Raw genomic sequence first — 25500 nt, forward strand, 5'->3', positions numbered from 1 at the left:
GAAATATTATGACAATTACTCAACTTCGATACATAGTAGCTTTAGATCAGTTTAAAAGTTTTGCAAAAGCCGCCGAACATTGTTTAGTTGCTCAGCCAACTTTAAGTTTACAGATCCAAAAAGTTGAACAAGAACTTGGTTTTGATTTATTTGATCGAAAAAAAAATCCTATCATCACAACAAAATTAGGAAAAGAAGTAGTCGAACAAGCAAAATCAACTTTGAAGGAAGCTGACAAATTATTTGAAATTGCTGGTCAATGGAAAGATGAACCTGCAGGGAATATATCACTCGGAATCATACCGACTGTAAGTAATTATTTAATTCCTTCAATATATAAAAAATTACAATCAGAATTTCCAAAAGTTAATTTTCGAATTTCTGAATTACCAACACTTACCATCATTGAAAAATTGGAATCAGAGGAGATAGATCTAGGAATCCTCGCAACGCCACTCAAAATTTCCAATATCGTTGAACACCAACTTTATTATGAACCTTTTGTTGTATATTACCCAAAGGATGCAAAAGAAAAATCAACCTCAGTTTCAATGAAACATATCGAAAAGTATCCATTATTAGTTTTAGGCGAGGAACATTGTTTTCGCCACCAATCATTGAAGATATGTAATCGGAATGCTTTAGCAAAAATCGAAAGTGGAAGTGTTGAAACCCTAAAGCGGATGGTAGATATGGGGATTGGAGTTACCTTATTACCAAAATTAGCAGTTGATAAAGTTTCGGAACGAATCGTTCCTTTTCAATCACCTGAACCGGCAAGAGAAATCAGTTTGGTATATAAAAAAGGATTTTATAAAACAAAAATCTTAAATAAACTTACAAATTTAATTCTGAATGTAATCCCAAAAGAGTACCATAAAAAAGAGAAATTCAAAGTGATTGGAGTGTCCATAGGCCAAGATTAGGTCCAACCGATCCTCCCCATAGTTTATATAAATTAGATCATTTATAACATTTATTTTACAAATGATCTAAAATGGACTATATTCTTCTTAACAAGAAAAGGAGGATATTCAATGTCCAATATCAACACACAAATTCCAGACTTCACAACAGAAGCTTTCCACAACGGTGCTTTTAAAAAAATCAGTAAAAAAGACGTTCTCGGAAAGTGGTCTGTTTTCGTTTTTTATCCAGCTGACTTTACCTTTGTTTGCCCAACTGAACTTGGTGATGTAGCAGATCATTACGAAGAACTTCAAAAAATGGGTGTAGAAGTGTATTCTGTTTCTACAGATACTCACTTTGTTCACAAAGCATGGCATGAAGCAAGTGACACAATCAAAAAAATCAAATTCCCAATGTTAGGTGATGCCTCAGGAAAAATCACAAGAGGATTCGGGGTTATGATTGAAGATGATGGTCAAGCACTCAGAGGGACATTTGTAGTGAACCCAGAAGGAGTCATCAAAACTGCTGAGATCCACGACTTAGGAATCGGAAGATCAGCGGAAGAGTTGGTTCGAAAAGTACAAGCAGCTCAGTATGTTGCAAACAACGACGGCGAAGTTTGTCCTGCAAAGTGGAAACCAGGTAATACAACATTGAAACCAGGTCTTGACTTGGTAGGAAAAATCTAAACAAAATTAGGCGGGTTTTACCCGCCAAAACTAGGAGGAAGTTATGTTAGATGAATCAACAAAACAACAGGTAAAACAATACTTTGAAAGAATTAAAAACCCGATAACAATTCACTTGTATTCCGGTGAACATGAAAAAAGGGAAGAACTTGTTAGTTTTCTAAATGATATTCTGTCATTGAGTCCGCTCATAAGTCTTGAAAACTCAAATGATTTATCTGATGGACTCCGGTTTTCCATTTTGTCGAACGGTAACCCAACAGGAATCCATTTTTCTGGAATCCCAATGGGCCACGAATTCACATCTTTTATTCTTGCGATCCTACAATCAGGTGGAAATCCGATCAAATTAGAAGAAGGGATTTTGTCCGCCGTATCAAGGTTAAATGGTGAATTTCGTTTTGAAACTTTTATATCACTTGATTGTCATAATTGTCCAGAGGTGGTACAAACCTTAAATAGTTTTGCCTTGGTGAACTCTAACATTTCTCACAATATGATAGATGGTGCGATGTATCCAGATTTGGTAAAGGAAAGGAATATCCAAGGAGTTCCTGCTGTTTACTTAAATGGGGAACGTTTTTTAAGTGGAAAGGCAGAGGCATCTGTTATCTTTGATAAACTTTTGGAATTATATTCCATTCCTTCTGCAAATGATTCGAACGAGGAAATGGAAAGTCCAAAACAAGTTTATGATGTGACCGTAATTGGTGGTGGTCCATCAGGAGTGACTGCTGCAGTTTACGCAGCAAGAAAAGGATTGAATACCCTTGTCATTGCAGATCGATTGGGTGGGCAAGTAAAGGATACATTGGGTATAGAAAATATCATATCTATTCCTTACACAACAGGTCCTGAACTTACCAATGTGTTAGCTGACCAACTTGATAAAAATCAAATTAAGAAAAAAGAAAATGTACGAGTACAAAAAATTGAACCAGGGCAAATCAAAATCATTCATTTGAATACAGGGGAAAAAATCCATACTAAAACTATTATCCTTTCAACAGGTGCTAAGTGGAGAGAGCTAAATGTGCCTGGTGAAAAGGAGTATGTAGGCAAAGGAGTTGCATACTGTCCACATTGTGATGGTCCATTTTTTAAAGATAAAGATGTGGCTGTTGTTGGAGGGGGTAACTCTGGAGTGGAAGCAGCTCTTGATCTAAGTGGGATTGTGAAATCTGTCACTTTGGTTGAGTTTGGTGATAAATTAAATGCAGACAAAGTATTATTAGATAAAGTGGCTAGTTCACCCAATATAAAAACTCTAACGAAAGCACAAACAACAGAAATCCAAACTGGCGAAGATAAAGTGATAGGATTAACCTACAAAGATCGATCAACAGAAGAAATAGCAACGATTCCTTTAGACGGTGTTTTTGTCCAAATTGGACTCGTACCAAACAGTGGTTTTGTGAAAGATATAGTTGCTACCAATCGATTTGGGGAAATTTTGGTCGATAAAAAATGTAAAACCAATGTGGATGGAATATTTGCTTGTGGAGATGTTACCAACACTCCCTACAAACAAATTATCATTGCAATGGGAGAGGGCGCAAAGGCAGCAATTAGTGCTTTTGAGTATCTTTTACACTCGGCCTGAAGTTAACCACTTTTCAACAGTTTCATAAAGGTAGGCGGCGGAAATTGGTTTGGTCAAAAAATCATCCATTCCAGATTCCATCGCCGAATCTTTTACAGAATAATACGCCCCGGCTGTTAAAGCAACAATTGAAGTTTTTTTGATCTGATCCTTTTCTAATTTTCTAATTTCAATTGTGGCAGTGTATCCGTCCATAATTGGCATTTGTAAGTCCATTATGATGAGGTCAGGTTTTTGGAATTGAAATTTTTCTAGTGCATCAACGCCATCTACTGCATAACGCAAACTAATGTTAGGATATTTATTTTGTAATAACTTTGATAATAATTTACGATTTAATTCATTGTCTTCCACAATCAGAACATCATTTTGAAATTCTGGTTTTTGGACTTTGGTTATTTCATCATTTGTAAATGGTTTTTCTTGGAATATAGTTTTAGCAGTCTCACCGACGGATTTTGATTCTAATTTTAATGTGAAACTAAACTTACTTCCTACATTTAATTCACTTTTAATGTTCAGTTTAGAATTCATTTTTAATAAGAGTTCATTTGTAATTGATAATCCAAGACCAGTGCCACCGTACTTTCGAGTAATGGATGTATCGGCTTGTGAAAAAGTATCAAAAAGTTTTGATTGCGAATTGATATCGATGCCAATTCCCGTATCAGCAACTTCAAATTCTATTGTTACAATATCCCCAATTTTTTCTTTTTGGAGGATCGAAATGTTCACAGAACCTTCATGGGTAAACTTGATAGCATTGCCAATTAAGTTAGATAGAATTTGACGTATGCGTAAAGGGTCTAACAAAATATAAGTTGGTAAATTTTCATCGATATTTAATTGTAATGCGATTCCTTTGGTAGCCGCGGAAATTTGAAATAAATCTACAGTAGATTGTGCTAAGTCCTTCAAATTTGTACTAATGGATTCGAATTCAATTTTGCCAGAGTCAATTTTAGAAAAATCTAAAATTTGATTTACTAACTCTAATAAACTTTTTCCTGATAAAAATATATTTTTTAGGTATTCTTTTTGTTCTTCTTGTAGAGGAGAATTGAGCAAGAGTTCAGTAAAACCAATGATTCCATTTAATGGGGTTCTAATTTCATGGCTCATATTTGCCAAAAAATTACCTTTTGCTAAATTCGCTGCTTCAGCTAATTCTTTTGCATGACGTAATGTATACTCTATTTTTTTTGTTTCCGTAAGGTCTGTATTCGAACCTAACATTCGTATCTTATTACCTGAGGCATCTCTTTGGATATAACATCTAGATAATACATGAACGTAATTCCCTTTACGTTTTTTCATTTGGAAGGTAAATTCAAATGTTTCTCTTTGTGAGGATAATATATTCTCTAAAAATTCACTAACCCAACCTACATCGTCAGGATGAATCAAGCTTTGCCAATATCCTATAGGAACATTCTCAGGTTTATCATTATTGCCAAATTCTAACCACCATCTTCTGGAATATATCACCGTATTATTGATCAAATCCCAATCAAACCATCCATCGGAGCTAGCTTCTAAGATAAGTGAATATCTTTCATTGTACTCTTTTAATGCATTTTCTGCTAATTTTTGTTCGGTGATATCTTTACTGGCACCTACAATGTATTTAAATTTTCCATCAACTTCAACAGGTGTGAGTTCGGTGATCCATATTTTTGTTCCTGCAGGCATCGCAAAACTCTCTTCGTAAGAGATTGTTTTTTTGGCTTGGATTGCTCTTTTGAAATTATTAATGACTACGTTTCCAACATCTTCCCCTAAAAGTTCACTGGGAGTTTTCCCTTGGATCATTGTCTGTGTGATCCCGGTTGATTTCTCATATGCTAAATTGATACGGCGAATGATAAATTGTTCAGTATCCATCACTTCAATCAAAAACATGGAATCTTGAGTGCCATTAAAAATGATATTATTTTCGAATAATAGATGTTTGGCGTCAATTGATTCATCTTCAAATAATTTTTGTAAGGGAAGTAAGTCAGAAATATCTGAAACAATTCCATCAATTCTATACGATTCATTTAATGGATTGTGGATTAATCTTCCTCTGCATTCAATGTATTTGATTCGATTCTCTTGGGTTAAAATTCTAATTCGAAGACGGAATTTCTTATTTTTACGAATCGATTTTAACGTGTGTTTGATTAAATTTCTGTCGTCCTTATAAATAAAATTTTGCCAAGATTGTTTGTTTTTCAAAAAAAACTCACTATCATAACCAGTGAGTGTCTTGATGGAAGGACTTGTATAAAGAATTTCTAATTTTGGATATCCTATCGAAAAGACAATATCCTCAAAATCTGACAATATTTGGATTTCGAGGGAAGGATGAGTTGCCATACTTTCCATAGGACGAAAAAAAATTCGGGAAATATATTGTTTTTACAAACTGTACTATTGTTTTTGGAGGAGAAAAGGTAAGGCGAGTGACGGGGCAAATTTTGGATAACTCATACCTAATAATTTACCATCACTTAAAACTCGAAATTCATCCACAACAAATGGCCAAGGAAAAGGAGCTTCATTTGTGTAACGCAAAAATAAAGAAGTTTGGCCATCAATAGGTGATTTTTCCAAGGATACCACCATCGTGTATTTTTCTTGGAATATTTTATCTCCAGATTTTAAGAACAGGTTTGTTGCTGTTTCATTCCCTCGGAACATCTTCCCCCACCAATTTCGAAAATGCAAATATTGTAGTCCAGTTTTGGAAGTCCATTGAAACCATTTTGGACCTAACCATTGGATTTGAAAGTTTCCAGAAGGAATAGTAGATGGTGCATTTAAAGAAAGATATTGTTTTTTGTAAGCAAATAGTGACATCACCATTAATCCAAATTAACAATTTCGAAAGCATAGCGAATTTCAGGATAACAGGAAAAAAAATTGGAAAGAAATTCTCGTTCATTCAGGAAAGACTTGGCAATTCTAACCAACAATCGTAGAACAGAGAACATTCGGTTTTTGGAGATTGTATGCGTAAGATAATACTATGGTTTTCGATGTTGTTTTTTTTGGTTTCTTGCCAATCAATAGGTGGAGTTTTTAAATCGATCAAACGCACAATTTTCCCAAGTAGTTGCCGCTTAGAAGTTAAATTAGATACAACGGATTTAAAATATTTAGATAATTTATGGGATTATAAAATTTTCGTTTCGGAAGACACTGAATTTTCGGATTTAGTGGAAGCAGTTACCATTACTCCAAAACCAACGATTGAATCAAATTTTGGATCTTCTTTTATTAGCCGTGAATTCTCATTAGATCATTGGAATTTCGATGAAAATGTCGAATACCAAATCACAATTTCTAAATTTTATGCAACTAACGATTGTTTCCTAGAAAATCCTGTTAGTTTTACATTGCCGAAGATGATTCGTAGACCTTCATTTTCCTTATTCAATGAAAATATATTTGAATCGAACTTAAACAAAGTGTTACCAATCGCCATTGCCAATGTCCCAGAATTTGAAGTTAGATCAGCAACAATCACCGTCCCTATTTTGGTCAATGCGATTGCAAGTCTAGGAAGTGGTTATTATAGTTATGATAAAGAGTTGAGTTGGAAAAATTCTACATGGAAATCAGGCGAAAAAGTTAATTCATACAGAAACCAAGGAATGGACATCGATTCATATTTTGGTTCCAAACCGAATAGCAAAGGTTGGCTTGCTTTAGAATTAGGTGCTACCGTTGTTGATGAAAGTAATGATGAACGATACAAAACAGAAAGTATATTTTTACAATCTACAAATTTAGGAATTACCACAAAGGAAGATCCTAATAAACTACATGTTTGGATCCACACATTATCCAATGCAGTACCTGTAGCAAATACAAATATCAGTTTATATGTCAAAGGGAGTTTAAAAGGAAATTGTAAAACAGACCAAGATGGTTATTGTACTGTTCCTGCCATTGCCAATAATAAACTAATGGAATATTCTGTATTGATTGCAGAAGAACCAACGGGAGACAAAGCATTTCTACATTTTAACCAAACACATATTGATGGATATTCCGAATACCATTCTGATGATCACATCAAAGGAAAAATATACTTTGACCGAAAGTTATACCGTCCTGGTGATCGAGTGGAAATCAAAGGTTATCTTACAGATCGAAAAAATGGAACATTAGTGCCATTTGCGTCTAAATCTGTGAATGTAAAAATTAGAGATTCACGGGGTAAAGAAGTCTCAAATCAGAATACAACTACTACTTCACAAGGTGGTGTTGTTTCCAGTTATGTTGTTTCAGATGATGCAGGTTTAGGGCATTATTCGGTGTCCATCTCGATCCAAGGTGATAATAATTCAGTTACATATGATACCTTTCAAGTAGAAGAGTTTCGCCCAGTGAATTTTATGGTAAACGTTTCTCTTGCGAAACTTGCCAAAAAAAATGAAAATATCAAAGGAACAGTAGAAGGTAAATACATGTTTGGTGCTCCTATGGCAGGGGCCAAAGTCAGTTATTCAGTATTAAAACGAAATCGTTTTGTTTCGTTTGAAAAATTTCCAAGTTTTGATTTCTCTGAGACATCGTATGACTATGAAGATGAGTATAGTGATGGAAATTCAGATTATGTAACAGGATCAGAAGGTGTATTAGATAACCAAGGAAATTATAAACTTGATATTCCAATCAAATCTTTGACTCGTAAATTTGTTACAGATGGAGAAGAAATCGAAATTGCAGATCCCTTTCATTTAGTGGTGGAATCATCGGTTTTTGATGTAGATGGAAAAACAGTTACAAAATCAGCTAACATTCCATACCAACCATCTGCAACATATGTTGGATTAAAATGTAATGATCGTTACCAGTCTTTAGACAAACCTTTTCAGTTTACTACTATTGCAGTAGATGCAAATGGAAAAGCCGTATCTGGTGAAGATCTAAAAGCATACATTATCTATAATGATTGGACTTCTGTTTTATCTCAAGGAATAGGAAAGTATTTCTTCAGAAGTAACCAACTAACAAAAAAAGTTGTAGAAGTGAAAAAATTCACTTCGAAATCAGAAGGAGTCAGTTTTGATTATCGAACAAAAGATCCTGGTAGTTATACAATCTTAGTTCTGAATAAAGACAAAGTTTTTTCGCGAGTCGACTTTTATGCGTATCAAAAAGAATCCTATTACACTTGGGACTTCCGCGGAGACGATTCGATTGAATTACGTTCTGATAAAAATGAATATAAAATAGGGGATAAGGCAAAAATTTTAATCAAATCTCCACTTCAGAATGCTCGTGTGATTGTCACAGTAGAAAGAGATTCCATTTATTTTAAAAAATCATTTTTAATGAAGGGAAACAGTGCCCCAATTGAAATTCCAATCGAAGATATTTATCTTCCCAATGTTGAGGTAAATGTGGTATTACTTTCTGGAAGGCTGAGTGCTCCAGATGGGTTATCTGGTGAGGATATAAAAGAATTCAACGAACAAGACTTAGGTGCACCAAAGGCAAAGACTGGCTCGATCACTTTAAAAGTAGATTTGGGTACCAAAATTGCACCTGTTACAGTTAGTACAGATAAACCTGAATACCAACCAAGAGAACAAGTAAAATTAGCTATCAAAACTACTCCAGGTGCAGAATTAACAATTTCAGTCGCTGATAGGGGAGTATTGGATTTAGTTGGATATAGTTTCCAGTCACCAATTCAGATTTTCTATCAATATTGGTACAATGTAATCAAAACATTTGAACTTCGTTCGATGATCATCAAACACTATTTATATGCAAATAAGGGAGACAGCCCTGGTGGAGATTATGGCGAAGATTCGGGAGGTGGTTTTTCTGCTGATTCTGAGTCTGGGGCAAGAAAAGATTTTCGACTTACCGCTTATTGGAATCCAGTTGTCATCGCAGATCAAAATGGGGAAGCAAATTTAAATTTTACTCTTCCCGATAATTTAACAACATTTAGGGTAATGGTAGCATCTGCTTCCAATGGAAAGTATGGTGTGACCAATTCTGAATTTTTGGTAAAAAAGAATTTAGTATTACAAAAATCGGTAGCAAGGTTTATACGCGTTGGCGATAGTTTGGAGTTAGGTGGGAGTATCACTAACAATACTAAAGTAAATGGTAAGTTTAAATATAAAATTGAGTCAAAGTTTTTAAATGATGAAAGAAAGTGGTCTTTAATCGAACTGAATGCCGGACAAACAAAAGAAGTTCTAAAAACATTTCAAATTTCAGAATCACAATTCATCAAACTCAAACAAAACAAACCAAATGAAGACATTCAGCTTACGTATCAAATTTCGGTAGAACCAGAGAATGAAGGGAATTTTCTTTCATTCAAAAAATCAGACTTATCTGATTCCTTACTTGTTACTTTGCCGATCAAAGAGTTTGATCCAGTTACGTCTGTTCAATTTACAGGTTATACAGATTCCGAGTTTAAAACATCGATTCCATTTCCTAATAAAGATTCAATTTTATTGAATAAAGGATCACTGGATATTCGTATCTCTGGGACTGCTCTCACAGCACTTAAATCTGCCTTTGATTTTTATGAATCAAATCCATATTTTTGTATGGAACAAAGAACTTCTGCGTATCTACTTTCACTAAGTTCTGGTGAACTATTAAGGGAATTCCAATACAAAGCACCTTCAAAAGATTCGTATGACTTCAATCAAATTGAAAAATTGTTTTTGGATGAAATGTCAGAATTTCAAACCTATAATGGCGGTTTTAAATTATGGAAAAGTTACGGTCGAAGTGGGTATCCTTACTTAACAGCTTATGTGATTTCTGTCATGCAATTGGGAAAGGAGAAAGGCAAACGAACAAATTTGATTGCTTACCAATCGGGAATCAAGTTTTTAGAAAGTTATATTAAAAGTCCAACAGAGACTTCAATCGATTCTTACCAAACTTTAAGTTTAATCTATTCTGTTTTTGTAAAAGACAAAAAAGATGTAAGTTCCTTAGAAAAAACACTCATTGATCATTTTGAAGAATTAAATCCAAAATCACGTGGGATCTTCTTAACTGCCTATGCAGATTTTCATAAGATCGATTCGTATCTTTCGGATCCAACTTTCAAAAAGCTATATGAAGATTTTGTAAGTTATATCGAATATGATAAAGAATTATTCATTGTAAAACCTATGAAGAAAAATCCTGACGAATATTTTTATTATTCGTATTACAATACATCTTCTGTTCTCGGAAATTATTTACGATTACTCTTACGTGTTGATTCGAAAAATCCGAGAATGGTCCAACTCGTAAATGCAATTATGATGGATCGTAATAGAAGTTTTTGGACTGACAGTCATAGTGTTGGAACCATTGCTTTAGCATTGTCTGAATATCGGAATCGATTTGAAGCAACGAAGAGTGAAACTGAGGGAGAAGTTGTTTTTGGAGAAAAAACAATTATAGACGAATCGTTTTCTCCGACTTCTGATTCTATTTTCAAAGAAGAAATTTCATTTGATCGTTTATTTGATGGAAATTCTGTTTCTACAAAACCAATTTCATTTAAACGAACAAGTGCAGAAGGAAGATTGTATTTTCAAACACGATTGATGTATGTTCCTGTGAAAGAGACAACACAGGAGAAATTTAATGGATTAGAAATCAAAAAAACAATGTATCGCATTGATGGAAGAGATTCTGATGGAAATCCAATATTAAAAGAAGTTTCAAACTTACAAAGAGGTTCCACGTATTTAATCAAACTCAAAATATTGAGTAAAAAAGACCAAGCATTTGTAATCGTTATCGATCCAATTCCGAGTCATACCGAGATTGTGAATACAGCCTTTTTGACAGAAAAATCATCCGATGCAGAGGATGCGGAAGTTACAGAATCTAGTTATGGTCAGTACATTGAGTATCGAGATGATCGAGTGATATTCTCAGATGATTTTTTACGCAAAGGAGAGTCGGAATACAAATACATTCTGAGACCTGTTGCGAAAGGAAATTCAATACTCCCGGCATCAAAAACATTTTTGATGTACCATCCACAGTTTTACGGTAATACTAGTTCACTTCGGGTAAAAGTGGAGTGATTTGGAATTATATATTTAAAATCAAAACCTTATTCTTCCTGATACCTATCGTCGGAGGAATATGGTTTGTTTTAAGACCAATCCAAATTGATGATTTTAAAAAAGATGTAACAACACGTATCCTATCCAAAGATGGTAGATTGATAGGTAGAACTCATAATCATACTTTGTCCAAACAAGATTGGGTGCCTTTAACCGATTATCCAAAATTTGTTTCTGAAATCGTTTGTATTGCAGAAGACAAACGATTTTTTTCACATCATGGGATTGATCCTTTTGCAATAATCAATTCTTTATATTCGTTTTTCTTTTCACAACAAAATCGTGGTGGTGGTTCCACCATCACGATGCAACTGGTTCGAATTTATCATCCAAATATTCGATCGTATCCGATGATAATTCGTAAATCATTTGAAGTTTTGGAAGCCATTCGGTTTGAAATATGGTTAACAAAAAAACAAATCTTAGAAGCTTATTTAAATTCTGTATCTATTCATTCTAATTCAGTTGGGTTTCCTTCTGCTTCCCTTACTCTTTTTGAAAAAAATGTAAGATTTTTATCCTTGGAAGAAACCGTCTATTTATCTATTTTAATTCGAAAGAATGTCTCAAACGAAGATGAGATCAAATTTCGATACAACCAATTGCGATCCAAAATTCCATACTCACTTCCCATATTAAATTCTCCAATTGATCTCGTCCAAACCAAACTCCAAAAGAAAATACAGAATTACGATGATTCATTAAGTGGTGAAAACCAACATTTTCTGAATTGGATCAGAAGTTTACATTTGGATCCAAAAGAAGAATTGGTATCAACCATTTCAGCTGAATTAAATTCTGAAATCCATTCGATTGTAAATTCAGAACTAAATGTATTAAAAAGATGGAATGTAAATAATGCCTCAGCAATCATTTTAGAGAAAGAATCAAACCAAACAACAGATTTATCACTTGTGGCAATGATTGGATCTAAAAATTTTTTTGAAGATGGTAATGGAATGGTAAATGGAACTATTGCGTTTCGTGATGCTGGAAGTACATTGAAACCATTATTATATGCTCTGGCAATCGATCAGAATTTATACTCGATCAATTCAATACTAGTGGATGAAAAATATTCGTACTCATTGGGTACAGGAGAAAACTACCTTCCGAGAAATGCGGACCTTCGTTATTGGGGGGAATTGACATTAGCGGAAGCTTTGGCAAATTCTCGTAATATACCAGCAGTCACTACCATCCAATTAGTTGGTGTCCCTAATTTTTATCGATTTTTAAAGTTAGCAGGATTTGAAAACTTAAAACAATCCCCAAGTTTTTATGGACCGGGACTTGCATTAGGAACGGGAGGAGCTAGTCTACTACAACTTTCGCGAGCTTACGGTACATTTATGTTAGGTGGTATTCTTCCAAAAATTAAAATTGGAAGTATCGATGGAAAATCAATTTTTTATGGTGAATCACATCCTTTGGTATCTGAAGAAACTGCCGAAGAGATCAAATTCATTCTCAGTGATTCAAAATTGAGACAAAAGGCATTCGGGAAAAGAAGTTATTTAAATTACCCCTTTCCAGTTTCAGTTAAAACGGGAACTTCCAAAGACTACAGGAATTCTTGGACTATTGCATTTAATGATCGCTATGTGGTAGGTGCTTGGGTTGGGAATTTTTCAGGTGAAAAAACAATGGATGTTTCTGGTTCTTTTGGAGCTGGAAGAATTGTCCAAAATATTTTTAGATTACTTATGAAGGACAAGGATAAAAAGTCATACTCACCTAAACTAACAGAAGTTCGATCTTTTTGTAAAATTTCCGGTAAACTGTCAAATTCCAATTGTCCTTCAGTTGTTTTGAATGTTAGAAAAAAAATAACAAACCTTCTTCCATGTGAAGAGTTACACAATAATAAGGTTTCTTCCGTAGTTGGCGTGGGATTTGTGTATCCAGGACAAAGCCAAGTTTTTTTATACCATCCTGGATTTGAGCGTGATAAACAAAATATACCTATTCGAATCCGTGAATACCAGACTTTAAAAGATCCAAAACTGATTTGGAACCAAACTTTACAATTGAAGTTGTCAACAGCAGGTGAAGGACATGTGGCCATCCAAAGAGGAAAACATAGTTTAGAATTATTTGATGGAACGGAAACAAAGGCAAAAGTTCAATTTGAAGTTAAATAATTTAAAACATATTTTAAATACACCAAAATTCCAATGGATTCTTTTTTATTTGATACTGTATAGTTTCCATTATCCAGGTGAAATTCTTTGGTCTGGATGGATGTATTACCATGGATTTTTCCTCCAAATTTTATTTTTATTTGGTGTCCTACCAATTGTTTTGAATGTACTTCAACTCAATTCAATATTCAATCAGTTCTCCCGCATCCTTTTTCTTGTGCCGTTGTTAATCGTTTTAAACTACCAATGGGTATACCAAACACAATTAAACTTTCATCTATTTGGATATGCAGTTCAAAATTTAGGATTCCTATGGAAGGAATTTTTTCCATTTTTGCACGAATGTTCAATGGTACATTATTTTCCATTTTTAATCCTAATATTTTTATTTGATCCTTTTTTGGTGTTTATGCGGTATCGAGTGAACCCTACCTTTTTGTTACTCGTAGTGTACTTATTACTATTGTTCCATTCGAAATTGAATGAACAAACTTTGCCCGCCATTCATCAAAAACAGAATCTTAAACAAAAGGTGAATCAATTTATAAATCATATTCCGGGTGACAGTCATATCATAATGATTGTGCTTGAAGGTGTTTCCAGAAAACACTTGATAGGTGTAAATTCAAAATTTATCAATTTTTCTTACTTAGACAATTCACATTTTTTGATTCCAATGCCACATACTTCTAAAAGTTTATTCACATGGATGACAGGAGAGTCACAGCTAAATAGTTCGAGAATTGAATCTACAAAACAGATTGAAGGAGAAAGTTTACCAATTCTTTTAAAGCAAAAATATTCGTATGATACAAAGATGATTTATACTCAATCAATTTATTTCGAAGGTATGAATTTATTTTTTCCAAACGTATTCCAAGATGTCCAAGACAAAACTATATTAGAAAAAAAATTCAGTACTCCAAATGGTTATTTCAGTTGGGGGATGGATGATCGAGTTGTGCTTTCAGAATTCAAACATTTGGATCTTGGTTCTCATCCATTATTTGTTATGGTAGGACTTAGCCAAACACATAGTCCTTATTTTACTCATTCCAATAGAGATATTTCGTTACCAAAAGTTTTACGCCATACAAAAGCATTAGAGGAAAATATAAATTTAATAGATGAATTGATTTCCTATATTAAAACCAATTCTAAAAAAGAAACATTCCTCATCATTACAGCAGACCATGGTGAAAGTTTTGGAGAAGGAGGTGCACATGCCCATAACTATTCTTTGTATAACCAAGAGATAGATGTTCCCTTTTTGATGTACAAAATACTATCTAATGAATTGTATATTCCAAAATTAGGTTCATCAATTCACTATAAAAAAACTCTATTGGATCTATTACAACTAGAGACGAATCGCAAGGAAAATTCTCAGAATTTTTTTAGTTCCAAATACCAATTAGATTTAGTTTTAAAAACTTGGAATTCAGAAATCCAAAGAGGGTTAGTATTTGATCAAAAGAAATACATATTTCACAATGATAAAGATATTTTATACGAAATGGACTTAGATGAAAAAAATCAAAAGAAGGTTTTAGATCCAAAATCAAAAGATAAATTGATAAAAAAAATGTATGAGTTTATGCAAAACTAAACTAAATGCCAGAATGTCCTTTTAATAAAGTTAGGATGGACATTTCTAAAAATTTTTTATAATCCAACATAAAAATTTCCAATTCTGTATCCTTTACAGCTTCTTTCACTTGGTTAGATGGAAAACCATGTGACCAAGATCCAACTGCTAATGCGTGGCATTGCATCAAGAATAAAAACCCTGATTGTTCTGTAAAAAAAGGAAAGTATTTAATGAGTAAAGGTAAAACGGAGCTGATTTGCGTTTTTAAATTCGATTTAAATTCGCGAATGGTTTGTATACTCGCGTTTTTTTCTAAAATTGTCGGTACAATGGGGAGTAATTTTAAAAATCGTGTATGTCGATCCATTGAATTCACAAACCAATTCGAAAAAATATTTGCATCCATTTTGGGAGTCTTACTTAAAAACTCATGTAAATCCATAAACCAAGATTCGTAATCAGCACTATGAATCCTAAGGCATAAATCTTCTTTCGTTGGAAAATATAAATACAAAGTACCTTTTGCAATTTTTGCACGTTTTGCAACTTCATCCATGGAAAGTTCAGACCAATCTTTTTTTTGGAGTAGGGATGCAGCAGCATGTATGATCGAAGTACGCTTTGAAAGTTTATCTTTCTCTAAAACAGCTCTCTTTTTAGGTGAACGTTCTATGACTTGCACTCGACTCATACTTCCAAACTACGAATCTTATAGAAAATATGCTATAAAAAAATGGAAATTGACCTTAAGTCAATTTCAGATGACTTCTAGTCACGAAATTGAAATCAGTCGGAAAATTGTAAAATCTTAGTTTGCAATTTTTATGAATTAAGTTCAATTGATTCATTGTGTGCGGGCGTTTTGGATATACTATAATCAAATTAAAAGATGGAACCGAAAAATGGATTCGATTGATCCAAGGTACCCAAGTTTTCGACATTCAAAAGGTAGAGGACACATTCCGAAGGTCACCAAATTTTGAATACTATCCAAGTTCGATTGCACCGGTAATCCATTCCCTTTCAAATCAAGGTGAAAATACATTAGAGTTAATGCAATGGGGAGTACAACCGAATTGGTCACCAAAACCAATTTTTAATACAAGAGAAGAACGATTGTTCTCTACGTCTTTTTGGTCCAATGCTGCAAAACACAATCGCTGTATCATCCCTGCTTCTTTTTTTAATGAATGGAAATCCGAAAAAGGTACAAAAATTAAATATAAAATTTATCCAAAATCTGGAGAGAGTTTCTGTTTTGCAGGAATTTGGGGTGAGATTCCAAGTCCCTCCCTTCAAAAATTTTGGTTTAGCATATTAACGCAAGAAGGAAACTCTCTGATGAAAGAAGTTCATAACTCTGGTGGTAACCAAGGCCGTCAACCAGTTCACCTAACTGAAGATTGTTGGGAAAGATGGCTAGATCCTCGAATCAAAGAAGAAAACCAAATCAGAAATTTAATCCAATCTTATCCTTCCGAATATATCATTGCGGAACCAGAAATCATTGAACCTATGTTATTTTAGTTGCCTGTATTAAAATCTGAATTCATGTTGATACAAAAGTAATTCCATGAAAAACTTATCTTCTTTATTTCTTTCTATATCGATTTTCTTATTTATTGTGTGGGGACATCCCCTTAGTTCAGAATCAAAATCCTGTAACACCTATTCAGAATCCGAAAAAATCGAAATCTTATTAAAAAGAATTGGAAACTTCAATGGAAACTTCATTCGAAATGGTGATTCACATAATGCAAAGGATGCAGAGAACCATTTACGTTACAAATTAAACGAAGCCAAAAATTCTTTTTTTGCTCCTGATCCGAAAGATTGGACTGCAAAACTCTTTATTGATAAAGTAGCATCGAAGTCATTTTTATCTGGTACTCCTTATAAAATCCGTTATCCAAATGGAAAGGAAATCACGAGTGCGAGTTGGTTGTATGAAGAACTGAAAAAAATCGAGACTTGTCTTTGACGATTGATTTGTTTCCACTCGAACAAAAAGGTTTAGATTTGAATTGATTTAATGGAAGAAGAACCGATTTCTAAATTGGATTTTTAGTAGAATTTAGAAAAAAATTTACAAACTTGAGTTGTAAAAAGAACAAATTTGAGATATTGTAATTCTCCATGTCCAAACATTGGGAGAGAATGATGTTTCCATACTTTGTTACGAGTGTTATTTGTTTCTTTTTTGTTGGTAGTTTGTTTGCGCAAACAATTGAATCGGAGTTTTTATTCAGTACTAATTTTGATGTTCGACCAACATTTGTAGAATCAAGTAATCCATATTTTGTCAATGGTGGTAAGTGGATTTATATTGGTAAAACTGCTGATTTTGATGAACCTGGAGTTTATTTTTACGATACAACTTCAAAACAAAAAATTTATAAATCCATTCCATTAGAAGCATACTATCTGGCACATACAACAGATTTTATTGGCCAAATTGAGAACAAAGGCAAACGTCTCCCTCTTACCATCTACGAATTTTTATATTACGAAGAAGGAAATCATCGTGCAGGATTTATCCTTGAAAACAAAGGAAAATCATCAAAAACAAAAAAATACTTTTATGTAGGTTGGGATTTAACAGCAAATAACATCGATGTGGTGGAACCTATCTTTGAAATCCCAGAAGAGGATTCAAAGTCATTTGCTCAAAGTTCTTACATCGGTTATTCTGAAAAGGACCAAGCAGCTTATTTTACATTCGCTGTAGATACAGATTTAAAAGATGATGTATCAGAAGATGTATCTGCCTTCATTTTCAAAATTCAAAATCAAAACTTAACAAAACTAAAGGAATACAAATCCAAATTTTATCCGTATACACCTGAATTCCATCCAGAATCAAATCAGATTGTCATCGCTGCATATGCAGAAGCGTTTCAAAATCGAAATCCACTTGGTTATTTATTTCAATTAGATACCAATACATTCCAATCGTTTTCAATCCCTTCCACTCCTTACGGAATTTGTTTTTCAAAGGATGGAAAAACTTTGTATATGGCGGCTTCGGATACTGGAGAAGTGAGAATTTATAATACAGGCAATTTAAACGATGTCAAAAAAACGAAGTGGGGTACACACGGCCATCGATTGGGATTTTGGAAAGAAGGGGAACTGGTTTGGGTTCGAAATTCGGGGCTTCATATTTATGATCCCAAAACATTAAAACAAAAGAAAGTAATCCCAACGAAAAAATTCTATAAAAACTATGTGAATGTAAGTGGATCTGTCTTTTTACCATTTCAAAAATTAGTACTGAGAAATATTTTGGAAGACCCAAAAGGGGGAGCTTCAAGCCGAATTTTAATCGCTGAATGAACTGAATCTAGAATCCTCTTATCCACATTCTAAAAGTTTTTATCGTTTGTGGATAAGGAGGATTTGCTTTAGATTTGTTTTTTATTTCCACGCACTCGCATGGTCTTCTGCATATTTCTGAAATGAAATTGGATCGTTTCCAGTGATCTTTTTGACAGTATCAAGGATAGGTGCTGAGAATCCTTCTTTTAATGCACCTGCGATCATCACTAAAAAAGCTGCATAATCTTTTGATAGTCCGGCGGATACCAAGGAATTTTCAAAAACCTTGGGATCAACATCATTGTATTCAATGTTTTTTCCACTAACAGAAGATAAATGCTTGGCTACTTGGTAATGATCAATGGATTCTTTTCCAGTGAGTGTGAGTGCCTGTTTTTGAAAATCATTAGTAGTTAATAGTACGGAAGCAACGGATGCAATGTCTCTGGCATCTATGAAACTAACGTTTGCATTTCCTCCAGGAAAATAAATCTTTTGGTCCTGTTTGATGCCTGCAATCCAAAACGTATGAAAGTTTTGCATAAACCAATTTGGTCTGATGATGTTCCAAGAAAGGCCAGATCCTTCTAATAAAATTTCTGTTTTTCGGAAAGGTGCTTCCGGTGGTGCATGGTCCACTCCCATCGCTGTCATGAGCACAATTTTTTTCAATCCAACTTGTTTTGCCTTTTCAATCCAAGGAGAAAGAATTTCATATTGGTTTGTTTCCCCTGGAGGGCTTAAAAAAAATGCAGCATCCACTGATTCCAAAATCTCTATCCCTTTTTTAGGATCCTTCGAATCTGCTACCACCCAATTCAGGTTCGTTTCTTTTGTTTGTGCTTCCGGTTTTCTGGAACCAGCAAAAACTTCATGTCCTTTTTTTTGTAATTCTTTGACGAGATACCCACCAACAAGACCTGATCCACCATATACAAATACTTTCATCGTTTGTTACCTTATATCCTCAGATTCAATTTTACTTTTACTTCTTTTGAATCTTATACATTTAGTTTATCACAAAAAAATATACTTTCTATGTCGAAAAATATTAAAAATATATCCAAAAGTATAATTTAATGGACAAATGGTAGGGAATTGGTATTTTTTACTTATGGATTTACTCTCAGACATTCTATTTTCAGCAGGTTGGAAAAACGACCTTTTGTCAAAAGGCCAAATCTTCGATAGTTTTGGATTTCACTTCCCTTGCGAAAAAAGTGGCGGTTTCCATGTGGTAACGCAAGGCAGCTGTTATGCGAGGATAGGAAACAAGCTGATCCCACTCAAAAAAGGTGATTTATTATTCATCACAAGAGGGATACACCACGAGTTATTATCTGATCCAAAAGCAAAAGTTGTAACAATCGAACGATTTTTGAATGAAAAAAATAACCACAAGAAAGACCAAAATCCAGTCACTACCTTTGTATCCGTTCGGTATGAAGTTCCTATTGGACCCGTCCACCCACTTCTCATGGAGTTACCAGATTTCATCTATATTCCATATGAAAGTATCCAAAAACACCACTCTTTAGAAGATTTCATTCAAATCCTTTCAAAAGAATTAGAACTCAATCTTGGAACTGACTTAATAGTGCAAAGATTAACAGATATTATGCTATACTATATGATCCGAATTTGGTTACAACAAGAGGAAAACTCACCTTCTGGTTGGATCAAAGCCTTTCACGATAAAACTGTTTTGTATGCTTTAGAAAAACTTCATAATGCATATGCAAAGGATTGGACAATCGAATCACTAGCAAAAGAAACTGGGGTATCTCGCGCAAACCTAGCTAACAAATTTCGGGATGTATTGGGAATCCCACCAATGGAGTATTTGGCAAAACTGCGTATGGAAAAAGCCAAAATTTTATTTCAAAAAGGGAATATGGGTTTAGAGGAAATTGCACAAAATGTTGGTTATGCGTCAGCATTCTCTTTTTCCAAAGCTTATAAAAGAATTTATGGAAATTCACCGAGCAGAGAATGGAAACGAGTTGTCTAACAAAGTTCGAATACTTTCTAATTGGTTTTTTTTAGGTAAAAAATTTGGTTGGTTTCTGTAAATTTCGGCTGCCTTTCGGATTTTGGTAGTCTCTGGTAAAAGTGGTTTCATCTGTTTCCATCTACCATCGAGTTTCATCTGTTCCGATAGTTTCAAATAGGATCGAATCCTTCCAACTTTCGTTGCATAACGAATTCTATTTTTACATTGGCATGGATTTGTACTTTTACTTAAACTACATTCTTTTCCCAAAAATTGTTCTAATTGGTTTCTTGCTCTTGATAATAATTGTCGATAGGATTCAGGTTTAATTCCCATTACGAGTCCGCCTTCTTCACTCGAAATAGAAAATACATCTCCTAATAAATAAGCCATTCTATACTTACGGGTCAAACTTTGTAATATCGCATATGTACAAGCAACTTGGACATGTAAAACCAGATTCGAAACATTGGAATTTGAATCCTCTTCTAAATTGGAATCAGTTTGTCCTATTAAATGAGATGGTAAGTTGTTTTGAGTTTTGTGTAATTCATCACGGATGTTTCTAAAGTGAATGTGTTTTGTTTCTAGATTTGACTTTTTAACATTGATGAGGTGGTTACTCGCAATCTTATAAATCCAAGTAGATAGTTTGCTCTCTCTTCGAAATCCACCGAGATTTGTAATCACTTTGACTAAAATTTCTTGTGTGGCATCCTCTGCATCTTCAGGGTTCCATAAAAATTTAAGAGCCAAGGAAAAAACTTTTGGCTGGAAGAATTGTATCAATTCTTCCAACGCTTTTGATTTACCTTGTAAACAACTCTCTAAAAGAGAACTATGTGGATCTTCGATCATCGTTTATGATTGGCCAACCAATGTACAACTAATGCTAAAAATGCGGGTAATCCTTGCGAAAACAAAATCGAAAATTTTGCAGTTGCAGATCCATAAATTCCCGCCACCACAACACAAACGAGAAAAAACAAAATGGTTTGGAATTTTTGGCTTTGGTCTTTGATGAAAAACAGTGCCCAAAATAATCCTGCAGCCAAAAACCCATTGTACAAACCTTGGTTTTTTGCGAGTTTCGCAGTGATTTCCGCTGTTTCAGGTGTGAGTTGGAATACCTTCATTCCCAATTCTGTTTTCCACAAAAACATTTCCAACACTAGAATGAATACATGTTCTACGGCAACAAAACCTATGAGTATAAGTGAAAGTAATTTCATTGAATCCTCCTAAAGATCCTTTTCCTACTTGTGACAACGGATTTTCTCCATTGTGACAGAATTCAGAAAAAAATTTTAAAAAAAACGTCCGTTCTGGTTGGAAATGTTACCTTCCACCAGAATTAGCGGCATTGAAAACACAGTCTCTTTAAAAAAAACTAGAATCTTAGATCACCATCCTCCTATCTATCGATACATTAGATATATGCAGTAGAACAGCTGCTAAAGATAGTGGTGGAACTGATGGCAGTAAAGGTATGAAAGGTGGAGGTGGTGGATCTTCGATAGTAGCAGTTAAATTGGATCTAAACACATTAGTGTTAGCTAGTGTTCAGCTTATTTCAGGGACAGCAGGCTCTGGAGGAAAAGGTGGAAATGGAGGGTCTGCTCGCAATTCCCATTCAGGGATCGGAGGCCACTCCATCGAGGTATATTCAACCAATGGAAATGCATACACCCTCAGTAGTGCCGTACTCCAATTCGGTACAGAAAGAAGTGAGGGTTCGATCTCTGGTTATGGTAACCAAACTCAAAACGGTCGCAAAGCGAATCTTAGTTGGAAATGATAATTTTAAGCTATCGAGGGACGATTAAGGTTCCTCGAAGCCAGGTCTCGTACTCACCTCCATGATTCCTTCTTCTGCTGGGTAATTTAAATACCTTATTAGTTTAACAATTCTACCATTGCATACATTGAGATATTGAACATTATAATCGACTAGAACATTTGGTGGCGGTGAAACTGAAACATTTGTTTCATAGTAAACTGATTTAATGCGTCCATCACTTCCGCGTAGGCGAAATGTAACATCCTGTAATTCATTAATTCCATTTCCATAACTCAAATCATCTAGTCCTGTGAACCGCGTACCGTCGAGAGGAGACAAGATATTCCCTCGAAATTCATCAAAGAATGGTATGTATGTAATTTTCGGAAAAAATTCTAGGACGTTTGTATTGGTTGATCCAACGAATTGGTTCCAAATCAAATTTCCATTCCAATCAAATTTTAAGAAGATATGATTTCGATAATTTCCTGTTGGAAAAAATTGATAATCATGAATAGGGATTCCAAATCCGCCTGCTGAATTTCCAGAAGCGAAAATACCATCTGCTCCACCTGTTAATGTATTAATGTCGCCAAGATTGAACGACGTGCTTGAATTTCCTAAGTATGTTACATTTTGGATCGAATGATTGTTTATCGATAGGTTCGCAAGAACGATTCTGGAATAAGAAGGTAACGGATGTCCTGGAAATCCATTAAAGTTATCTTGTGCTGAACCACCAATTAGAATATTGTGATTTGGTCCTAGTTCTGCAGTTGATATTTCTATACTATTAATGGAAGGTAAATATGTTTGAGAAATGGGTGTTCCATCTGAATTTAAAATTGCCCATCCAATCTCTCTTTGTCCAACATTCGTTCCATCCGATGCAACTTTTGTGCTTGGGAATTCTATAAATCCTGTTGAGTCAGGTGTATTGGAAGAATTTGTATTATGGATAAAAAATAAATGGATTTGGTCGTTTTTATCAACTACCAGAGCAAATTTATTCAGAAGAAACGAGTTCACTGGTAAATCGAGATACGTATGCCAAATACGATTACCTTTTTGATTGTATCTTGCTACTAAAAAGGCATCTGTATTTGCTTTGCCAGAGATTGGTGTGCCTTGTGTCCCATTGACGTTGGTATAAACAAGAATGTCTCCGTTCGACATTTCTCTCACTGGAGCAAAATTTACTTCTTCAGAAGTAGAGGTAGTTGGTCCTAAATAATCTAGCCATTCAATTTCAAATGTCCTTCCATTCAATATAAAGACAATGACATTCATCGTTGTTCCTAGTGTGCCAGAGTATGAATACTGAATACCACCAGTTCGTCCCTTCCAAGTTACATCTTCAAAAACACCTGCAGTGACAGCTAAATTTCCATTCTTCAGTAATTCGAGGGAATACGGAAATACCTTATAACTTCCACTTCCCAAACGCACTGATCCTCTTGTATTCGGATCACATAACGTTTTTAAGAATTCATTCCATAATGCGGTTTCAAAATAACTTCTGGACCTTGGATCACTTGGATTGTTTAAATTTAATTTACAATGTGAGAACGATATTATCAATATCGAAGCATAGAAGAGTGATAATAAAAATGTATAAAATTTAAGCAAAAACTTCATGAGTGATTCTATAGCCAAACATGGAGCTTGGCAGGATTTAATGTAATTTCTTAGACATGTTATCAATACAATTCATCGTTTCATTCTCAAGCTTTTTGTGATCCAACGTTTGAAAATCATTCAATGCATACGTCTATCTCCTAGCGGAAAATCGCTACAATATCTTCTATGCATAACTCTTGCGCCAGCGATTGCAGCGGAAATCCTTTTTCGAAGAAAAAGATTGGAGCGCAAAGCGCGGTCGTGTTTGGAAGAAAGCAGAATCTCCTAACGAATGCGAGGCGCCATATCCTTTTTCTTAAGGTAAATTGACATTTTCAATTGAAATCTGAGTGTTTTCAGGAAAGTTTGCTGATGTGAACTTTGTGTAGTTAAGACGGACGAGTTTACCCGAACATATTTCTTTCATCACTTCAGTTTTTTCCTGCGTAGGTGAAGTTAAATTTGATTGATAATTAAAACGATTAAATTCTCCAGATACAGGATTAACGAAGATATCAGCAAGTGGATAAACACCAGTGGCGGTATCAATGATTGAGTTAGGTGAAGAGGTATACCTTCCTGTCGATGAAGAACTAAGAGTACGAAATAATAATTGTGAAGAGGATAAAAACAAAGGTTCAGATTCAGAGAAATCAACGGTAGCTTCTGAATTACTTCCTAAGAAACTATTCCATAAAAAAGTACCATTAGTATTAAACTTTGTTAGAAGAAAATGTTTGATTGTTCCATCTGCTGCGACAAGCGATTCTGTAGGAGAACCGAATGTATTTCTAGCATTACCTAATAAAAACATTTGATCATCTTTTAAGTAGAAGCGAAACGGGCCATAATCTCCTTCTGCTGAAATTCCAAAATATTGATACCAAATAATTGTTCCATCAACTTCGTTAACTTTCATTACAATTGGAGTTTGCGTATTTATATTGGGGTGAATGGTTCCGTTGGCACCTTGAGAGGTTGTGCCAGAAATAAACAGTCCATTGGTATTTGCATCAACTCCAAACACATAGTCTCCACCTGCACTCGTAAAAAATCTTTGGAAACTCATAAAACCATTTTCATTTACTGCTAAATGAATAAAGTCAGAATCAGAAGATCCTCCGAGAGGTGTATTAATTATCGCCGGGCCATCGACAAAAGGTGCATGGCTTACTGAAGTAGTATCCCATATATTTTCAATAAACACATGTAAACGGTTTGACGTATCCATCGCAGAAACAACTGTTTCTCCAATACTTGGTGAATCTAAATATGTATACCAAACACGTGTTCCATTTTCCTTGATCCTTCCAACAAATAAAGAAGGAATTCCAATGCCTGATTTCGCATTTAGTGGACTTGGCTGAGAAGCTCCTGTAACGATCATAGCAACCGATATGTCTCCATTGGAATATCGATTTAAATTTGGCTTAAAATATGTTTCGACAGTCGCTTCCCCAAGATAATCAACCCAAAGGATGTCACCATTTTCTTTGGATACACGCATTAAAAAAGTATTAAGTGTTATCCCATTCGAACCTGCAAAATTATTTGTGACACCAACTGGAGAACCAGTAAGAATATACTGTCTAGTCACACCCGATACCAAATAATCACCATTCGAAAGAACCATGATGTCGGAACCTGTGGTTTTACTTGTGCCAGTTCCGTAGGTTTTTTTCCAGGTTTTGAAGTTTAAACATTGATCTGATGATAGAAATAACCGCATAAGATTCGTTAGA

19 protein-coding genes are annotated in these 25500 nt (G+C 34.5%); 11 read left to right on the forward strand and 8 right to left on the reverse strand.

What is annotated here, in order from left to right; genetic code table 11:
• Nucleotides 1-8 precede the first annotated feature (8 nt).
• The 3 genes from DI076_RS15975 (at nucleotide 9) to ahpF (ending at nucleotide 3204) form a co-directional block, all read left to right on the forward strand.
• Nucleotides 9-926, forward strand: coding sequence for a hydrogen peroxide-inducible genes activator (locus DI076_RS15975; RefSeq protein WP_108960727.1), 918 nt, complete (start codon nucleotides 9-11; stop codon nucleotides 924-926).
• Between the two features lie 111 nt (nucleotides 927-1037).
• Nucleotides 1038-1601 carry an alkyl hydroperoxide reductase subunit C gene (ahpC, locus tag DI076_RS15980; protein WP_012389934.1) on the forward strand — a complete coding sequence of 188 codons (564 nt, stop codon included), beginning with the start codon at nucleotides 1038-1040 and terminating at the stop codon, nucleotides 1599-1601.
• Nucleotides 1602-1644: 43 nt separating this feature from the next.
• Nucleotides 1645-3204 carry an alkyl hydroperoxide reductase subunit F gene (gene ahpF, locus DI076_RS15985; protein ID WP_108960728.1) on the forward strand — a complete coding sequence of 520 codons (1560 nt, stop codon included), beginning with the start codon at nucleotides 1645-1647 and terminating at the stop codon, nucleotides 3202-3204.
• Here the strand turns inward: ahpF and DI076_RS15990 are convergent.
• Nucleotides 3190-5565 (reverse strand): PAS domain-containing hybrid sensor histidine kinase/response regulator, encoded by a 2376-nt coding sequence (locus DI076_RS15990; RefSeq protein WP_108960729.1) that lies wholly within the window; start codon nucleotides 5563-5565, stop codon nucleotides 3190-3192. The two genes, ahpF and DI076_RS15990, sit on opposite strands and share 15 nt — an antisense overlap.
• A gap of 54 nt (nucleotides 5566-5619) precedes the next feature.
• Nucleotides 5620-6048, reverse strand: a complete 429-nt coding sequence (locus DI076_RS15995) for a hypothetical protein (protein ID WP_108961018.1) — start codon at nucleotides 6046-6048, stop codon at nucleotides 5620-5622.
• A gap of 152 nt (nucleotides 6049-6200) precedes the next feature.
• On the opposite strand from DI076_RS15995, the gene DI076_RS16000 reads away from it, so the two are divergent.
• Genes DI076_RS16000 through DI076_RS16010 form a run of 3 tightly spaced genes read left to right on the forward strand, consistent with a single transcriptional unit; the run spans nucleotide 6201 to nucleotide 15065 of the window.
• On the forward strand, nucleotides 6201-11270 hold the full coding sequence (locus tag DI076_RS16000) for an alpha-2-macroglobulin family protein (protein WP_108960730.1): 5070 nt from the start codon (nucleotides 6201-6203) through the stop codon (nucleotides 11268-11270).
• The gene (locus DI076_RS16005) at nucleotides 11267-13456 is read left to right on the forward strand and encodes a transglycosylase domain-containing protein (protein ID WP_245918475.1); all 2190 of its coding nucleotides are present in this window, start codon (nucleotides 11267-11269) and stop codon (nucleotides 13454-13456) included. Before DI076_RS16000 ends, DI076_RS16005 begins: the two co-directional genes overlap by 4 nt.
• The gene (locus DI076_RS16010) at nucleotides 13443-15065 is read left to right on the forward strand and encodes a sulfatase-like hydrolase/transferase (RefSeq protein WP_245918476.1); all 1623 of its coding nucleotides are present in this window, start codon (nucleotides 13443-13445) and stop codon (nucleotides 15063-15065) included. The genes DI076_RS16005 and DI076_RS16010 overlap by 14 nt, the downstream gene beginning before the upstream one ends.
• A gap of 1 nt (nucleotide 15066) precedes the next feature.
• Here DI076_RS16010 and DI076_RS16015 read toward each other — a convergent pair whose 3' ends face one another.
• The gene (locus tag DI076_RS16015) at nucleotides 15067-15738 is read right to left on the reverse strand and encodes a TetR/AcrR family transcriptional regulator (RefSeq protein ID WP_108960732.1); all 672 of its coding nucleotides are present in this window, start codon (nucleotides 15736-15738) and stop codon (nucleotides 15067-15069) included.
• 158 nt (nucleotides 15739-15896) lie between these two features.
• Between DI076_RS16015 and DI076_RS16020 the strand changes: the two genes are divergently transcribed.
• The 3 genes from DI076_RS16020 (at nucleotide 15897) to DI076_RS16030 (ending at nucleotide 18383) form a co-directional block, all read left to right on the forward strand.
• Complete coding sequence (locus DI076_RS16020; protein ID WP_108960733.1) at nucleotides 15897-16574, forward strand: SOS response-associated peptidase; 678 nt, start codon at nucleotides 15897-15899, stop codon at nucleotides 16572-16574.
• Nucleotides 16575-16620: 46 nt separating this feature from the next.
• Nucleotides 16621-17028 (forward strand): DUF5329 family protein, encoded by a 408-nt coding sequence (locus tag DI076_RS16025; protein ID WP_108960734.1) that lies wholly within the window; start codon nucleotides 16621-16623, stop codon nucleotides 17026-17028.
• 176 nt (nucleotides 17029-17204) lie between these two features.
• Nucleotides 17205-18383, forward strand: coding sequence for a YncE family protein (locus tag DI076_RS16030; protein WP_108961020.1), 1179 nt, complete (start codon nucleotides 17205-17207; stop codon nucleotides 18381-18383).
• An 81-nt stretch (nucleotides 18384-18464) separates the two neighbouring features.
• On the opposite strand, the gene DI076_RS16035 is transcribed toward DI076_RS16030, so the two are convergent.
• On the reverse strand, nucleotides 18465-19313 hold the full coding sequence (locus DI076_RS16035) for an NAD(P)H-binding protein (RefSeq protein WP_108960735.1): 849 nt from the start codon (nucleotides 19311-19313) through the stop codon (nucleotides 18465-18467).
• A 166-nt stretch (nucleotides 19314-19479) separates the two neighbouring features.
• On the opposite strand from DI076_RS16035, the gene DI076_RS16040 reads away from it, so the two are divergent.
• A complete protein-coding gene (locus DI076_RS16040) occupies nucleotides 19480-20376 on the forward strand; it encodes an AraC family transcriptional regulator (protein WP_108960736.1) in 897 nt (298 codons plus the stop codon).
• On the opposite strand, the gene DI076_RS16045 is transcribed toward DI076_RS16040, so the two are convergent.
• Together DI076_RS16045 and DI076_RS16050 are read right to left on the reverse strand one after the other, a co-directional pair.
• Nucleotides 20344-21216 (reverse strand): RNA polymerase sigma factor, encoded by an 873-nt coding sequence (locus DI076_RS16045; protein WP_108960737.1) that lies wholly within the window; start codon nucleotides 21214-21216, stop codon nucleotides 20344-20346. The genes DI076_RS16040 and DI076_RS16045 overlap by 33 nt on opposite strands.
• The gene (locus DI076_RS16050) at nucleotides 21213-21590 is read right to left on the reverse strand and encodes a DUF1304 domain-containing protein (RefSeq protein WP_108960738.1); all 378 of its coding nucleotides are present in this window, start codon (nucleotides 21588-21590) and stop codon (nucleotides 21213-21215) included. The genes DI076_RS16045 and DI076_RS16050 overlap by 4 nt, the downstream gene beginning before the upstream one ends.
• A gap of 257 nt (nucleotides 21591-21847) precedes the next feature.
• On the opposite strand from DI076_RS16050, the gene DI076_RS16055 reads away from it, so the two are divergent.
• Nucleotides 21848-22156: a hypothetical protein gene (locus tag DI076_RS16055; RefSeq protein ID WP_108960739.1), complete on the forward strand. Its 309-nt coding sequence runs from the start codon at nucleotides 21848-21850 to the stop codon at nucleotides 22154-22156.
• Between the two features lie 24 nt (nucleotides 22157-22180).
• Here DI076_RS16055 and DI076_RS16060 read toward each other — a convergent pair whose 3' ends face one another.
• Both DI076_RS16060 and DI076_RS16065 read right to left on the reverse strand, forming a co-directional pair.
• The gene (locus DI076_RS16060) at nucleotides 22181-23776 is read right to left on the reverse strand and encodes a hypothetical protein (protein WP_245918478.1); all 1596 of its coding nucleotides are present in this window, start codon (nucleotides 23774-23776) and stop codon (nucleotides 22181-22183) included.
• Between the two features lie 298 nt (nucleotides 23777-24074).
• On the reverse strand, nucleotides 24075-25487 hold the full coding sequence (locus DI076_RS16065; protein WP_245918479.1) for a hypothetical protein: 1413 nt from the start codon (nucleotides 25485-25487) through the stop codon (nucleotides 24075-24077).
• Nucleotides 25488-25500 lie beyond the last annotated feature (13 nt).

This window comes from Leptospira ellinghausenii (assembly GCF_003114815.1).
Lineage (GTDB): Bacteria > Spirochaetota > Leptospiria > Leptospirales > Leptospiraceae > Leptospira_A > Leptospira_A ellinghausenii.